The 15,039-nt window shown below is 72.2% G+C and carries 15 protein-coding genes; 5 read left to right on the forward strand and 10 right to left on the reverse strand.

The genetic code is table 11. From position 1 onward, the window contains the following. Positions 1-1,178: zinc ribbon domain-containing protein (locus Q9G87_RS55235; protein WP_305924728.1), on the forward strand; the 1,178-nt coding region annotated here is incomplete at its 5' end. A 331-nt stretch (positions 1,179-1,509) separates the two neighbouring features. Then, positions 1,510-1,797: an ABC transporter ATP-binding protein gene (locus tag Q9G87_RS55240; RefSeq protein WP_305924729.1), complete on the forward strand. Its 288-nt coding sequence runs from the start codon at positions 1,510-1,512 to the stop codon at positions 1,795-1,797. Here the strand turns inward: Q9G87_RS55240 and menC are convergent. The 9 genes from menC to Q9G87_RS55280 form a co-directional block, all read right to left on the reverse strand. After that, positions 1,787-2,887, reverse strand: a complete 1,101-nt coding sequence (gene menC, locus Q9G87_RS55245) for an o-succinylbenzoate synthase (protein ID WP_305924730.1) — start codon at positions 2,885-2,887, stop codon at positions 1,787-1,789. The genes Q9G87_RS55240 and menC overlap by 11 nt on opposite strands. Beyond that, entirely contained in the window at positions 2,884-3,648 is a 765-nt protein-coding gene (locus Q9G87_RS55250; protein WP_305924731.1) for a GNAT family N-acetyltransferase, read from the reverse strand. The genes menC and Q9G87_RS55250 overlap by 4 nt, the downstream gene beginning before the upstream one ends. 116 nt (positions 3,649-3,764) lie before the next feature. Continuing rightward, positions 3,765-4,154 carry a D-ribose pyranase gene (gene rbsD, locus Q9G87_RS55255; RefSeq protein ID WP_305924732.1) on the reverse strand — a complete coding sequence of 130 codons (390 nt, stop codon included), beginning with the start codon at positions 4,152-4,154 and terminating at the stop codon, positions 3,765-3,767. Continuing rightward, the gene (locus tag Q9G87_RS55260) at positions 4,151-5,071 is read right to left on the reverse strand and encodes a ribokinase (protein WP_305924733.1); all 921 of its coding nucleotides are present in this window, start codon (positions 5,069-5,071) and stop codon (positions 4,151-4,153) included. The genes rbsD and Q9G87_RS55260 overlap by 4 nt, the downstream gene beginning before the upstream one ends. Next, positions 5,068-6,021 carry a D-ribose ABC transporter substrate-binding protein gene (locus Q9G87_RS61150; protein ID WP_371825984.1) on the reverse strand — a complete coding sequence of 318 codons (954 nt, stop codon included), beginning with the start codon at positions 6,019-6,021 and terminating at the stop codon, positions 5,068-5,070. The genes Q9G87_RS55260 and Q9G87_RS61150 overlap by 4 nt, the downstream gene beginning before the upstream one ends. 42 nt (positions 6,022-6,063) lie before the next feature. Next, the gene (locus tag Q9G87_RS61155; RefSeq protein ID WP_371825985.1) at positions 6,064-7,032 is read right to left on the reverse strand and encodes an ABC transporter permease; all 969 of its coding nucleotides are present in this window, start codon (positions 7,030-7,032) and stop codon (positions 6,064-6,066) included. Then, positions 7,016-8,524, reverse strand: a complete 1,509-nt coding sequence (locus tag Q9G87_RS55270) for a sugar ABC transporter ATP-binding protein (protein WP_305924734.1) — start codon at positions 8,522-8,524, stop codon at positions 7,016-7,018. The genes Q9G87_RS61155 and Q9G87_RS55270 overlap by 17 nt, the downstream gene beginning before the upstream one ends. Next, complete coding sequence (locus Q9G87_RS55275; protein ID WP_305924735.1) at positions 8,521-9,537, reverse strand: LacI family DNA-binding transcriptional regulator; 1,017 nt, start codon at positions 9,535-9,537, stop codon at positions 8,521-8,523. The genes Q9G87_RS55270 and Q9G87_RS55275 overlap by 4 nt, the downstream gene beginning before the upstream one ends. Before the next feature lie 155 nt (positions 9,538-9,692). Next, a complete protein-coding gene (locus Q9G87_RS55280) occupies positions 9,693-10,751 on the reverse strand; it encodes a CdaR family transcriptional regulator (RefSeq protein WP_305924736.1) in 1,059 nt (352 codons plus the stop codon). Between the two features lie 116 nt (positions 10,752-10,867). On the opposite strand from Q9G87_RS55280, the gene Q9G87_RS55285 reads away from it, so the two are divergent. From Q9G87_RS55285 to Q9G87_RS55295, 3 genes are read left to right on the forward strand one after another with little or no spacing between them, the layout of a single operon-like run. Further along, on the forward strand, positions 10,868-12,265 hold the full coding sequence (locus Q9G87_RS55285; protein ID WP_305924737.1) for a sodium:solute symporter family protein: 1,398 nt from the start codon (positions 10,868-10,870) through the stop codon (positions 12,263-12,265). 1 nt (position 12,266) lies between these two features. Next, positions 12,267-12,401 (forward strand): hypothetical protein, encoded by a 135-nt coding sequence (locus Q9G87_RS55290; protein WP_305924738.1) that lies wholly within the window; start codon positions 12,267-12,269, stop codon positions 12,399-12,401. Next, on the forward strand, positions 12,398-13,645 hold the full coding sequence (locus Q9G87_RS55295) for an NAD(P)/FAD-dependent oxidoreductase (protein WP_305924739.1): 1,248 nt from the start codon (positions 12,398-12,400) through the stop codon (positions 13,643-13,645). The genes Q9G87_RS55290 and Q9G87_RS55295 overlap by 4 nt, the downstream gene beginning before the upstream one ends. On the opposite strand, the gene Q9G87_RS55300 is transcribed toward Q9G87_RS55295, so the two are convergent. Then, positions 13,617-14,858: an NAD(P)/FAD-dependent oxidoreductase gene (locus Q9G87_RS55300; RefSeq protein WP_305924740.1), complete on the reverse strand. Its 1,242-nt coding sequence runs from the start codon at positions 14,856-14,858 to the stop codon at positions 13,617-13,619. The two genes, Q9G87_RS55295 and Q9G87_RS55300, sit on opposite strands and share 29 nt — an antisense overlap. Between the last annotated feature and the right edge of the window lie 181 nt (positions 14,859-15,039).

The following is a 15,039-nucleotide window of genomic DNA, read 5'->3' on the forward strand; positions in this document are numbered from 1 at the left end:
GTAACACGCTCCTGACCGGCGTGACCGGCCGTCTGACCGGCGAGGGCCGGGTGATTTGCGACGGGCGGCCGCTCACCTACGACGCCACCGGCGTCTCGGCCAAGCTGCACCGGCTGCGGGGCGAGCGTGAGCAGTTGGCCGCCAAGCACCGGCACCAGGGCAAGCTCTTGGCGGGCATGACCGTCGCCGATTCCCGCTTCGCCGCGTTGGCCGCGGCCTACGAGGGCGTCGGTGTGGAACACGAGCGTGTGTGCGTGCGTATCCGGCATCTGAACACGGCGCTGGCCTGGTCGGCGGCGCGCTGGGCGGTCGATCAGGCCGTCGCCGCCGGGGCGACGGTCATCTACCTGGAGGACCTGGCCACCCTGGAAGCACGCGGACGCCGGGGGCGGGCGAACGCGCGCCTGTCGGGGCAGGTCCGCGGGCAGATCGTGGAGGCGATCCGGCACCTGGCGGCCAAGAGCGCGATCGCCGTGGTCACCGTCCCGGCGCGCGGCACCTCCAAGTATTGTCCCCGCTGCGGGGACGGCACCTCGGTCCTTACCCATTGCCCGGCCCCGGACCGGCTCGCCGAGAAGGGCTGGACGTGGGCGTACTGCCAGGGTTGCGGCCTGTCGTGTGATCGGGACTGGGCGGCGGCCGAGCGGATCGTCGCGCGCGGCCTGCTCGGCCAGCACGCCACCCGCACCCACCGCGCCACTGGCGCCCGCACCATCCCCACGGTGGTGGAGGGCAACGTGGCCCGCGCCCGCCGAACGCGCAGGCCCACCCGGGCGGCCCGGCGCGCCCGCCGCACCCAAATCGACGTGCACCCCCGGCCCGCGGCGCGGGACAGATCCAAGAACCGTCCCACCCCAAAACGACCGACCCGCACCGCGAACAACCCGGCGGACACCTCGGTGAACGCCTCAGCAGCGGATACCAATTCCGCAGACGATGCGATGACCTCCAGCCGTGTGCCCGACCGGCGCACGGTGCCCGCCCCATTCCCCTCGGAGAGTGGACAGTGTCCGGCGGGCCATGCACCCAAGGCGGGACGGCGCGAGCCGTACCGGACAGGGCATGTCAGGAATTCTCACCACCGGACCGGCTTCCACCACGCCAAAGCCACCCCCGTGCTCGCGCTCGCCAAGCACGGGAGCAGCCCAAAGCAGGCTACGCCCGTCCGAGTTGCCTGATTCCTTCAGGGAACCACAGAGGATTCAAGACGCTTACGGTTCGTGCTCGCGACCTCTACCGCCTCGCCGTCCCTTCCGATCCCCAGGTGCGTCCCGACGGGGGAGCGGTAGCGTACACACTGACGACCGCTGTCCGAGACTCCGACGAGAACCGCACCGAGATCCGCCCCGGTGTGGGGCCTCATGCGGTCGATGGGCGCGGCCGGGCTGATCTGCGCCCGCCCCGCCGACGTGGTCGCCTTCGGCCGCGCCCATCTGGAGAGTGGCCTGCTGAAGGATCCGAGCGTCATGTGGGAGCCGCAGGTCGACATCCCCAACCCCGCGTGTCCAGATGGTCTTCCAGGATCCGTACGCGTCGCTCGACCCGCGTATGACGATCGGGAAGGGCACCGCGAAGCGCTGCCGCGTCACCTGGTCCGCGGGGCTGCGCGACGAACTCGGACTGTCGATGCTGTTCATCTCGCACAACCTGGCCGTCGTCCGGTACGTCGCCGACACCATCGCCGTCATGCACCGCGGCCGGATCGTCGAGCACGGGCCCGCCGAGCGGGTCGTCGGCGAGCCGGCCCACGACTACACGCGCGCGCTGCTGGCGTCGGTGCCACGGCTCAGAGGGTGATCCACTCGGTGGACGTGGTCACCTCGTCGAGCACGTCCGGGATCGGCTCGACGCCGATTCCGGGGCCGGTGGGCACGTCCAGGTGCCCGTTCACGAGTTCGAACGGTTCGGTGATGTCGGTTGCGTAGTAGCGTCGCGATGCTGAGGTGTCGCCGGGGAGGGTGAAGCCGGGTAGGGCCGCCAGTGCCACGTTGGCGGCTCGGCCGAGGCCGGTTTCGAGCATGCCGCCGCACCACACGGCGATCCCGTTGGCCTGGCAGAGGTCGTGGATGCGCCGGGCTTCCAGGTAGCCGCCGATGCGGCCGGGTTTGATGTTGATGATGGAGCAGGAGCCGAGGGCGATCGCGGCGGCGGCGTGCTCGGCCGACTCGATGGACTCGTCCAGGCAGATCGGGGTGTTGAGGCGCTGTGCCAGTTTGGCGTGCTGGATGAGGTCGTCGTTGGCCAGGGGTTGTTCGATGAGCAGCAGGTCGAAGGCGTCCAGGTGGGCCAGGCGGGGGGCGTCGGTGAGTGTGTAGGCGGCGTTGGCGTCGACTTGGAGCAGCACGTCGTCGCCGAACCGTTCGCGTACGGCCTGGACTGGTTCGAGGTCCCAGCCGGGTTCGATTTTCAGCTTGATCCGGAGGTAGCCCTCGTCGAGGTAGCCGGCGACGGCGTCGAGCAGTTGCGGGATGGAGTCCATGATGCCGACCGATACGCCGCATGGCACGCGGGTGTGGGTGGCGCCGAGGAAGTGGGCGAGTGGCTCGCCGGCTGCGCGCAGTTGGGCGTCCAGTATGGCGGTTTCCAGTGCGGCCTTGGCCATGCGGTGGCCCTTGATCGGTTCGAGGGCGTGGCCGATGTCGTGGACGTTCGGGTTCTTGGGCAGGGCGGGTAGCAGGAAGCGGCGGATCACCTCGGCGGCGCCGTCGGCGTATTCGGGGGAGTAGAGCGGTTCGGACATGGCCACGCACTCGCCCCATCCTTCGGCGTTCGGTGTCACGACCCTGACCAGCAGGACGTCGCGGGCGGTCTCGGTGCCGAACGAGGTGCGGAACGGCGCCACCAGCGGCATCGCGATCCGCCGCAGCTCGACTCCAGTGATCTTCACACTCTCTCCACTACATAGAAGGACTTCTCGCAGAACCCGGTCACCTGACCGCCTTCGGCCATCAGGCCGCCGAGCACGTCGCGAACGGCGTGCCGCCACGCCTTGGCCGTGCCCGGATCGCTCCGCCGCAACGCCTCGATGTCGGCGGGCAGGCCGACCAGCACCGTCGCCCCGTCGGCGCGCCCCACGACGGGCCGCCCGCCCTCGTCCGCGAGCACCACGACGGCGTCCTGCGGCGCCGCTGTGACGTACGGTTCGCGACGTGCGAGAGCTTCGACGTGCGGTGCGGTGAGCGGCCAGGAGGCGAGCAGGCGGTCGGACTCGTCGCCCTGGTTGATGGCGTCGTCCATGACGCCGTAGAAGCAGGGCAGGTACTCCTGAGGGCGGGCGCCGAGTTTAGCCAGGTTGAAGTGGGCGTTGCGACGTACGAGAGGGTCGTAGGTCCAGGTGATGCACTCCAGGCCGCGTTCCAGGGCCCAGCGCCGCTGGTGCAGCTTCAGCTCCAGCCCGACGCCCCGCCGCGCGGTCGTGCCGGTGATGTGGGAGTGCAGCGTGCCGCCCGCAGCGAAGAAGCCGACCGAGCCGCCGACCAGCCGGTCACCGTCGAAGGCGCCCGCCACGTAGTTGCCGGAGTGCGCGAACGCGCACATCAGCTCCAGCGTGACGGGCGGGTCGCCGGATCCGAAGTGCCAGATCTCGTTGTACAGCTCAAGGACCCGTTCGAACTCCGCGATCTCATGGAGCTCCCTGACCGCGATCAACTTGCCGCCTTTCCTCCTGGACGTTCACCGGCGACGGTATGCCATGGTGCGGTCGGCGTATTCGTGCCGGACAACCAAGAGGAGGCGCGCATTCGTCGAAGCGCACCGGAGCCCGGTCAGAAGGCGACGCCGCAGCGCAGGATGACGTTGGCGTACGGCCGCGCCTCACCGGTGCGCACCACCAGCTTGCTGCCGGCGGAGAGCTGCTTGAGCCGCTCGTGCGGCACGTACGCCGGCCCCGGCAGCCGCTCGCCGAGCAGCGCGTCGCAGGCGGGGTTGGCCGCGCGGACCTCCTCGGCCGCCGTGGCGCCCTCGACGACGATCTCGGCGAGGATGCCGTCGAGCACGTCGGCGAACGACGGGATGCCCGCGACGAACGCCAGGTCCACCACCGGCACGCCGGCCGGCAGCGGCATGCCGCTGTCGCAGATGAGCAGCTCGTCGGTGTGCCCGAGCCGGGCCAGGGCTCCCGCCAGGGCCGCGTTGATGACGCCGCCGCGCTTCACAGGTCCTCCACCTCCGTCATCGTCGGGTACGAATCCTGCGCCCCCGGCCTGCGTACGGCCGCGGCGCCCACCCGGGCGGCGAATGCCGCGGCATCCGCGAGCGGCTCGCCCGCGGCCAGCCTCCAGGCCAGCGCCCCCGTGAACGCGTCGCCGGCCCCGGTCGTGTCCACGGCCGTCACGCGGGGACTGGGCACCGCGTGGACGGCGCCTGCCTCGGCCACCACGGCCCCGTCGGCGCCGAGCGTGATGACGACCGAGCGGGGGCCGAGTGCCAGCAGGCTCTTGGCCTGCCGGTCCGGCTCGCCGGGCACGCCGAGCAGCACGGCCGCCTCGTGCTCGTTGACGACCAGCGGATCGCACAGCGCCAGCAGCTCGTCCGGCACCGGAGCGGCCGGCGACAGGTTGAGCACCGCGCGGCGGGCCAGCCGGGCCGCGGCGAGCACCGCCGGCAGCGGGATCTCCAGCTGCAGGGACACGACCGGAGCCGACCGCAGCAGCGGCGCCGCGTCCAGCACGTCGGCTTCGGTGAGCCAGGCGTTGGCGCCGGGGGCGACGATGATGCTGTTGTCGCCCTGCGGCCCGACGGCGATCATGGCGATGCCGCTGGCGGCGGGCGTGTCGTGCAGGTGAGCGAGGTCGACGCTGTCACGTTCCAGCGACTCGCGCAGCAGCCGCCCGTGCCCGTCGGCGCCGACCCGGCCGACCAGCGCCACCCGCGCGCCGAGCCGCGCGGCGGCCACGGCCTGGTTGGCGCCCTTGCCTCCGGGGTGGACGGCGAGCTCCGAGCCGAGCACGGTCTCGCCCGGCGCGGGATGCCGTTCCACCCGGACGATCAAGTCGGCGTTGGCCGACCCCACCACCACGACGTCGAACGGGTGGCGGGGCCGGCCTTCGTCCTGTTCACCCACCGTGCTCATGCCCCGGTGAACTCGGACAGGTTGTCCTTCGTGGCGACCTTCACCGGCACGTTGAGGGTGGCCTCCAGCTTCTCGCCGCCCGCGGCCTTGACCGCGTTCTGCACGGACTGCTGGCCGAGCAGGGCCGGCTGCTGGGCGATGCTGGCCGCCAGGGTGCCGGCCTCGATCGCCTTCAGCCCGTCGGGGGTGCCGTCGAAGCCGACGACCTTGACCTCCTTGCCGGCCTTGGCGCCGAGCGCCTTGATCGCGCCGAGCGCCATCTCGTCGTTCTCGGCGAACACGCCGGTGACGCCCGGGTGCGACTGCAGCAGGTTCGTCATGACGTCCAGGCCCTTGGTGCGGTCGAAGTCGGCCGGCTGCTGGGCGACGACCTTGATGTTCGGGAACGCCTTGATGCCCTCGGTGAAGCCCTGGCCGCGGTCGCGCGAGGCCGAGGTGCCGGGCACGCCCTGGAGAACGACGACCTCGCCCTTCTCGCCGATCTCCTTGGCGAGCTGCTCCGCGGCCAGCTTGCCGCCGGCCACGTTGTCGGAGGCGACGGTCTGGGCGACCGTGGCCCCGTTGACGCCGCGGTCCACGGCGAGCACGGGAATGCTGGAACGTTCCGCGACCTTGACCGCGGGCGCGGCGGCGTCGGAGTCGACCGGGTTGATGATGATCGCCTTCATGTTCTGGCTGGTGAAGTTCTGCACCTGGTTCACCTGCTGGGAGGCGTCGTTCTGCGCGTCGGTGACGGTCAGCGTGACGCCCAGCTTCTTGGCTTCGGCCTCGGCGCCCTCGCGCAGCTGCACGAAGTAGGGGTTGTTCAGGGTGGAGATCGACATGCCGATCTTGACGTCGCCGCCGGAGGCGGTTGCCGGCGAGCCGGAGGAGGACGTGCCGGACGAGCCGCAGGCGGTCAGGCCGAGGGTCAGTGCGGCGCCCGCCGCGATGAGGGCGTGGATGCGCATGGGGTGGTACCTCACTTTGTTCTTACGGGTTGTGCGGTGGTGTCAGCGGCCGCTTCGGCGGCGCAGCGTGTCGAGCAGGACGGCCAGGGCGATCACCACGCCGATGACCACCTGCTGCCAGAAGGCCGAGACCGACAGCAGGTTCAGCCCGTTGCGCAGCACGGCCAGGATGAGCGCGCCGACCAGCGTGCCGAGCGCCCTGCCCTTGCCGCCCGACAGGCTCGCCCCGCCGATGACCACGGCGGCGATCGCGTCCAGCTCGTAGCCGGAGGCGGCCTGCGGCTGGGCCGAGGCGAGCCGGCTGGCCAGGACGATCCCGGCCACCGCGGCGAACGCGCCGGACAGGGCGTAGGTGACGAGTTTCTGCCTGCTGACGGCGATGCCGGACAGCCGGGCGGCCTCTTCGTTGCCGCCGATGGCGTACATCGCCCGGCCGGCGTAGGTGCGGTTGAGCACGACGGCGGCGATCACGCCCATGAGCGTCATCACCAGCACGGGGACCGGCAGGTAACCGCCGACGGTGTCGCCGAGGTGGGAGACCGCCTCCGGCATCTCGATGGGGCTGCCCTGGGAGACCACCAGGGCCAGCCCGCGCGCCACGCCCAGCATGGCGAGCGTGGCGATGAACGGCGGCAGCTTGCCGTACGCGATGAGCGCGGCGTTGACCAGCCCGCACCCGACGCCGACGGCGAGGGCGACGAGCGTGGCCAGCGGCCAGGGCAGGCCGGTGTCGGCGGCCGTCCAGGCCAGCACGATCGCCGACAGAGCGGCGACGGCGCCGACGGACAGATCGATCCCGCCGGTGATGATGACGAATGTCGAGCCGAAGGCGAGAATCGCGGTGACCGCCGCCTGGACGCCCACGTTCAGCAGGTTCGTCACGGTCAGAAAGTCGCCGGACAGCAACGACAGCGCCACGACGAGCACGACGAGCGCCGCGAGCGAGCCGTTCTCGGCCAGCAGGCTCCTGGCCGCCGGCCGTCCGGCCAGCACGTTAGTGGACACGGGCATCCTCCACCTCGGTGACGGCCAGCGCCATCACGGAGTCCTGGGTCGCTTCGGCGGCCTCCAGCTCGCCGACGAGCCTGCCTCTGGCCATGACGAGGACACGGTCGCTCATCCCGAGGATCTCGGGCAGATCACTGGAGATCATGAGGACCGCGTGGCCGGAGGCGGTGAGCGAATTGATCAACTGGTAGATCTCGACCTTGGCACCGACGTCGATGCCGCGCGTTGGCTCGTCGAGAATGAGCACGTTGGCGTCGGCGAGCAGCCACTTGCCGATCACGATCTTCTGCTGGTTTCCACCCGACAGGGTGCGCACCTCCTGGCCGAGGTGGCTCATCCGCACGCCGAGCTGGGCGGCCACCCGCGCGGCGGCCTCGCGCTGCCCGGCCCGGTCGACGAAACCGCCGCGGGTGGCGCCGCGCAGGGTGACCAGGCCCAGGTTCTCGGCGATGTCGGCGCCCAGGACGAGCCCCTGGCCCTTGCGGTCCTCCGGGACCAGACCCAGCCCGGCCTCCATGGCGGCGCGCACGTCGCCGCCGGGAAGCCGCCGGCCGCGCACCAGCACCTCGCCCGAGTCGTAGGCGTCGGCGCCGAACACCGCCCGGACCACCTCGGTGCGGCCCGCGCCGACCAGCCCGGCCAGGCCGACGACCTCGCCGGCGCGCACCTCGAACGACACGCCGGAGAACGCGCCGGCCCGGCTCAGGTCGCGCACCTGCAGCAGCGGCTCGCCGGCCGCGGCGACCTCGCGCGGGTACTGCTGGTCGATGGGCCGGCCCACCATGAGCCGGATCAGCTCCTCCTCGGGCGTGCCTGCGGGCACCTGCGCCACGGAGCGGCCGTCGCGCAGCACGGTCACCCGGTCGCCGATCTGCGCGATCTCCTCCAGGTGGTGGGTGATGAACACCACGGCGACGCCCCGCTCGCGCAGCTGCCCGACCAGGCCGAACAGGCGCTGCACCTCACTGGTGGTGAGCACGGCGGTGGGCTCGTCCATGATGAGGACGCGGGCGTTCAGCGCGAGCGCCTTGGCGATCTCGACCATCTGCATCTGCGCGATGCCCAGGTCGGCGACGCGGGTGTGCGGGTCGACGTCGATGCCCACCCGGTCGAGCAGGCCGCGGGCCTGCTCGTGCATGCGCCGCGTGTCGACGAACCCGAAGCGGCGCGGCGGCCTGCCCAGGGCGAGGTTCTCGCCCACCGTCAGCTGGGGGACCAGGTTGAACTCCTGGTAGATCGTGGCGATGCCGAGCCGCTGGGCGTCGGCGGCGGTCCGGATGGCGACCGGCTCGCCGTCGAGGAGGATGCGGCCGCTGCCGGGCTGGTAAGCGCCGGACAACATCTTGATGAGCGTGCTCTTGCCGGCGCCGTTCTCGCCGAGCAGGACGTGCACCTCGCCCTCGCGCAGGTCGAAGTCGACGCCGTCGAGCGCCACCACGCCGGGGAACCTCTTGCCGAGTCCCTCCACGCGCAGGATCTCCCGTGCCTGGCTCACGAGCCGTCCTCCTTGCCTGGGCCTGTCTCTCCGCACGACTCGCGGACCACGAGCGTCGCGGGCAGCACGACCGAGTCGGTGGCTCGGCCGTGCAGCGCGTCGAGGATCAACCTGACCGCGCGCCGGCCCAGCTCGGCGGTGGGCTGGCTGATCGCGGTGATGCGGGGATTGATGTGGTTGAACCACGGCACGTCGTCGAACGAGGCCAGCGCGACGTCGCCGGGGATGTCCAGGCCGCGCTCGCGGACCTCGTCGAGCGCGCCGAGGGTCATGAGGTTGTCGCCCAGGAAGATCGCCTGCGGTGGTTCGGCCAGGTCGAGGAGTTCGGAGGTGATCCGCCGGCCGCTGCCGGCGCGGAAGTCGCCGACGCGCACGTACTCCTCGGGGACCTCCAGGCCGTGCTCGGCCGCCGCCCGCAGGAAGGCCTCCGTCCGCTCGCGCCCGGTGGACAGGGTGCTCGGCCCGGAGACGAACGCGATCCGCCGGTGCCCGAGGCCGCGCAGGTGGGCGACCAGCTCGGCGATGGCGGTGCTGCCGTCGGCCCGCACCGACGGCACCTCCACGCCGCTGAGCGTCCGGTCGAGGAAGACCAGCGGCCGCTCCCCCCGGCTGACCTCCTCCACCAGGGGCGTCACCTCGGCGGTCGGGCAGATCAGCAGCCCGTCGACCCGCTGTTCCATCAGGGTGCGCACGTAGTGGTCCTGCTGGTCGGGGCGCTCGTCGGCGTTGCCCATGATCACGGTGTAGCCGGCCTCGCGGGCCTCGTCCTCCACGGCCCGCGCCAGCTCGGAGAAGAACGGGTTGAGGATGTCGCCGATGATCAGCCCGAGTGTCTTGGTGGCCTCGGTGCGCAGGGACCGGGCGACGGCGTTGGGCCGGTAGTTCAGCGCGGCCATCGCGTCGTGGACCCGGTTGCGCGTCTCCTCGGTGACGGAGGGGTTGTCGTTGAGCACCCGGGACACGGTCGCGACGGAGACACCCGCCTGCGCGGCGACATCCTTGATGCGAGCCACCTGACCTCCATGTAATCGGTTACATGAGGGTATGTAATCGGTTACATCCTTGTGAAGTGATGGAAAGTGTGATTCAGGTCACATTCCTCAGTAGGCGGTACGAGCACGAGCAGTGCGGCAATGGAGGTCGTCGCCTGCCCGTAAGGGGCCGGACGTCACGGCCGGCAGGCCAGGCGCTCGTCCAGCAGGTCGGCCACGCAGGCCAGGTAGAGCGGCTGCGTGCGGTCGCGCAGATCCGGCACCTTAGCCAGCCGGTACACCAGCGTGTTGCGATGGACGTGCAACGCCCGGGCGGCCCTGACCAGATTAGTGCCGTTCTCGCACCAGGCGATGATCGACTCGCGGAGCGCCGGCCAGTCGCGTTCCCGCCGCAACCCGCCGAGCGCGCCGTCGCACAGCCGCGCACGCGCCCTGGCGCCCGCCGCCGCCAGCGCCTGGTGCACCCGCAGATCGCCGATGAGGTGCACCTGGGCCGACGGATGGACCAGCCGCCCGAGCCTGAGCGCGTCGGCCGCGTCATGGTAGGAGTCGCGCAGCTCCGGCACCGACCGCGCGGGACCGCCCACCCCTAGCACCGCCCCGTCCACCGGCGCGGGTCTCCCGCCGCTCACCCGCAGGACCGCGAAAGTGCCCGAGCCGAGCGCGGCCACGATGTCCTGCGCGTCGCTGAACGCCTCCTGCAGCGTCCGCACCCGCGCCCCCGGCGCGTCCGCGACCACGGCCGTCCGCGGGATCCGCAGGTCGTAGCCGAGCTCGCGGGCCCGCGACAGCAGGTGGTCGGCCTCGACCACGCCGGGGTCGAAGGCGGTCAGGTCGCGGCACAGGTCCTCGATCGCCCGCTCCCGCAGCAGCCCCGACCGCAGCGCCACGGACTCCTTGAGCAGGATCTCGATCTGCCTGCGCACCACCAGCCCGAACCGGCGCACGCGAGACGGCGACCCGGTGATGCCCACCGTGCCGACCGCCGCGCCGTCGACCACGAGCGGCAGCGTGATACCCGGCCGCACCCCGCGCAGCTCGTGCGCCTGCGCCGAGCCGTGCCAGGCCGCGCGACGGGTCCGCAGCACCTCCACCGACGCCTCGTGGAAGGTGCCCACGCGCCGGGAGTCGCCGCTGCCGATGACGACACCGTGCTCGTCGGTGATGAGCACGTTGAAGCCGATGACCGCGCTGGTGTCGCTCGCGATCTCCTGCGCCAGCGATGGGGCGAGCATGTACGAATCACACAACATCACGACCTCGACCGGCAAGAGCCTCGTACGGATCGTACGGTGACGCCGCGCATGCGCATGCTTACCGTGGCGGGCAACATTCCACGAGGAGGCGGCCCATGACGGCACTCGACTGGGCGATGCTCGCGCTCTACTTCGCGGCACTCATCATCATCGGTCTCCAGACGATGCGGCGCATCAAGACGCCCGACGACTTCGCGGTGGCCGGCAACCGCATCATCTGGCCGGTCTTCTTCGGCAGCCTGGCCGCGTCGTTCCTCGGCGGAGGGGCGTCGCTGGGCAACGCGGCCACAGTGTTCAAAGAGGGCTACGTCTACATGTTCGCCTTCTTCGCCTTCGCCATCCAGACGCTGCTGGTGGGGGCGTTCGTGGCACCCCGGCTGAAACGCTATCCCGGGGCGCACACCGTCGGCGACGTCATGGAGCACCACTACGGACGCGCCGCCCGGCTGCTGACCGGCGTGCTGTCGCTGGCCTTGTGCGCCGGCATCCTCGGGGCGCAGGCCCTGGCGATCGGCACCGTCGTGAACGCCACCATCGACCTGCCCACCGTGCCGTCGATCCTGATCGGGATGGGCGTAGTGATCCTCTACTCCACGTTCGGCGGGGCGTGGGCGGTGATCCAGACGGACATGCTGCAGTTCGTGTTCCTCGGCGTCTTCCTGCCCGTGACGCTCATCATCGGGGTGTACCAGGCGGGCGGCGCGGAGGCGATGCTGGCCCGGCTGCCCGACCTGCACACGAGCGTCCTGGGCGACTACGGCCTGGTGGCTTTCCTCGGTGTCTTCCTGGCGTTCCTGCTGGGGGAGACGCTGGTGCCGCCCTACACCCAGCGCACCTTCGCCACCCCCGACTCCGCGCACGCCCGCAAGGGCTTCGTGATCTCCGGGATCTTCGCGTTCGGGTTCTTCTTCGTGACCGCCAGCATCGGGCTGGTGGCCCTGGTCATGTTCCCTGACATCGCGCCCGACCAGGCGCTGCCCACGGTGGTGATGCGGCTCGTGCCGGTCGGGATCGTCGGACTCGTCGTGGCCGCCCTGCTGGCGGTGGTGATGTCCACCGCGAGCTCGTACCTCAACTCGACGGCCGTGGTCTTCGTCAAGGACATCTACCAGCCCTTCCTCGATCCGTCGCTGACCGCTCGGCGCAGGCTGTGGCTGGAGCGGGCGCTCAGCCTGGTCGTGGGGGCGGCCGCCACCGTGTTCGCGGTCAGCGTGCCGTCGATCGTGGACGCGCTCCTGTACAGCTACGCCCTCTGGGCGCCCACGGTGATCGTCCCGCTGCTCGCGGCCGTGCTCTTCGGCGTGCGCAACAGGCCGGCCGCGCTGGCCGCGATCGTCGGCGGCGGGCTGGTCACGGGCGTGTGGACGTGGGTGCTCGGGGAGCCGTACGGGGTGACGGGCCTGATGGCGGGCGTAGCGGCCAACCTCCTGATCTTCATCCTCGTCGTCGTCGTTCGCAAACGCACTGAGCCGGAACTTGCCGAGGTGGCCTGACATGTACGGACTTCTTCTCTACGGTGTGCCGATCGTGCTGATCATCACCACGCTCTACGTGGGCTATCTGGGGTTCCGCTTCTACATCACCGAGGTCGTGCGCGCCCCGGCCGGTGAACGAGAGGAGGCGGAGTGAGGGTCGTCGTCGCGGGCGGCGGGGTCGTCGGGCTCTGGACCGCGGCGGAGCTCGCCGCGGCCGGAGCCGAGGTGGTGGTGGCCGACCACGGGCCCCAGGCCGGGGCCGCCGGGCCAGCCAGCGCGGGCTGGGTCGTGCCGGTGTTGTCGGCGCCGCTGTCCGGGCCCGGGGTGCTGCTCCGCTCGCTCGTGAGCCTCGCGCGTGGGCGGGCCTCGTTCGCGGTACGCCCCGCGCTCTCGCCCGGGCTGCCCCGATGGGCGCTTGGGTTCCTGCGCAGCGGCACGGCCCGCGCCCACCGCGCCGGCCTGCGTGCCCTGCTGGAGCTGGGGCTGTCCGCGGTGCCCGGGTTCGAGGCGCTGTGCCGGGCGCATCCGTTCGAGCTGCACCGGACGGGGCTGCTGATCGCGGCCCGCACCCGCCGAGGCGTGGAGGAGGCGCAGACGCTGGTGGAGGAGGCACGGGCGGCCGGCTACCCCGGCGCGGCCAAGACGTTCGACGGCCCGCAGGCCAGGGCGCTGGAGCCCGCGCTCGGCGAGCGGGTCGCCGGCGCCGTGCACGCGGGCGAGGACCTGCACGTCCGGCCCGAGCTGATGCTCGACGCGCTCGCCAGGGCGGCGCACGAGCGTGGCGCCGAGATCAGGCGGGGCGCGCCGGTGCTCGGCGTCGAGCGCACGGGCCACGGCCGCTGGCGGGTCGTGACCGCGCTCGAGACGATCGAGGCCGACCGAGTGGTGATCGCGGCCGGCATCTGGAGCGTGAGCCTGCTCGCCGGGCTGGGCGTGCGGGTGCCGCTCCTGCCCGCCGGCGGCTACAGCCTCACCTCGGCCGGGAGCGGCACGCCGCCCCGGCACGCGCTCAAGCTGATCGAGGACAACGTGGCGATCACGCCGTTCCACGGAGGGGTGCGCGTGGCCGGCATGTTCGAGCTGGCGGCCGGGCCGCGGCCGCCGGTCGAACGGCGGATGGGGCACGTGCTGCGGATGGCGCTGCCGTACCTGCGCGACTGGCGTCCCTCGGCGGCCAGGGTGACCTATGGGCTGCGGCCCGCCACGCCGGACAGCCTGCCGCTGATCGGGCCGGTCCCTGGCCACGACGGCGTGTACGCGGCGACCGGGCACGGCACGCTGGGCCTGACCCTGGCGCCCGGCACCGCAGCGCACCTGGCTCCGCTGGTGCTGGCCGGGCGGCCCGCGCGGGTCCTGGAGCCCTTCTCGCTCACGCGGTGGGCGGCGCGTAGGGCGTGACGTCCAGGGGCGGCTCCTCGCCGAGGGCCAGCGCGGCGGCGATCCTGCCGGTGAACGGGCCCGCCGTCAGCCCGTACGCGGACAGGCCGGTCGCCACCACCACGCGGTCGGTCAGCGGGCCGATTAGGGCCGGGCCCGGCGCGTACACCGGGCGCAGGCCCACCCGCGTCTCCGTCACCGACGCCCCGAACAACCCAGGGGCCACCCGCAGCCCCGCCTCGATCAGCTCGTCCAGGCCGCCCATCGTCACGCGCGGCGCGAACCCCACGTCCTCCACAGTCGCGCCGATCAGCACCCGCGAGTCGGCGAACCCCAGCAGGTACGGGCCGGCGCTGGGCAACACGATCGGCCACCACGCCGTGTCGATCCCTTCCAGCGTCACGTGCAGAATCTGCCCCCGCCTCGGGAACACCGGCAGTTCCACGCCCAGCGGCCGGCACACCTCGCCCGTCCACGCCCCAGCCGCGACGATCACCATGTCGGCCTCGAGCGGAACGCCCCCGCCGGCGAACCGGCGGGCCGACCCCATGGTCGCGGGCGGCGGGGCGGAAGGGACGAGCGGCGCGGCCTGCCGCCAGGACGTGGTCTCGCCGCTCACCTCACCCTGCGGCTCCGCGGGCGGGGGCGGCGCGGCCGGGCGCCACGGCTCGGTCGGGGACGGGCCGGCCAGAGCGTGCACGATCACCTCGCCGTCCGGGGTGAGCCGCGCGGCGCCCGTACGCACCTCGGCGCCCCTGGCGACGGCGGCGTTGAGCAGCGCGTCGCGTACCGAACAGCCGTCCACGCGGGCCGCGCCCGGCACCAGCAGCGCGCTCAGGGTGTCCGACAGCGGCGGGAACAGCTCGGCCGGGTCCGCCACGTCCGTGACCTCGCCCATCTCCGGCGCGTCCGGACGGCGGCGGCGCAGCAGGGCGCGCACCGGCTCCAGGTCCGCCGGGTCCTCCGCCACCAGCAGCGCGCCGACCTTGGCGTACCCGATGTCCTCGCCCAGCCCCTCCACCAGGTCCGGGTAGTGACGGGCGCCCTCGCGGGTGAGCCGGTACCAGTCGTCGTCCTCGGGATGGTCCACCCACGGGCACACGATGCCCGCCCCCGCCTGCGTCGCCTCACCCTGGTAGCCGCCGTCCACCACCGTCACGTCCGCGCCCCGGCCGCTCAGGTAGTAGGCCGCGCCCGCTCCGACGATGCCGCTTCCGATCACCACAACACGCATGAGGCCAATGATCGCAGCCCGAGTGACCTGGGCCGATGACCGGGCTGCCGCTTGTCGCGCGCATGCGTTCTCTGGAGGGGGCGCTGGGCTCCGCCCACCTGCGTGCGCCCGTGTCTCCTGCGCCCGTGTCTCGTAGGCCGGCCTGACGGCGGGGCCACCTCCCCGTGCGGCGCCACGGCGG

The sequence above is a fragment of the Nonomuraea turcica genome (genome assembly GCF_030718205.1).
GTDB lineage: Bacteria > Actinomycetota > Actinomycetes > Streptosporangiales > Streptosporangiaceae > Nonomuraea.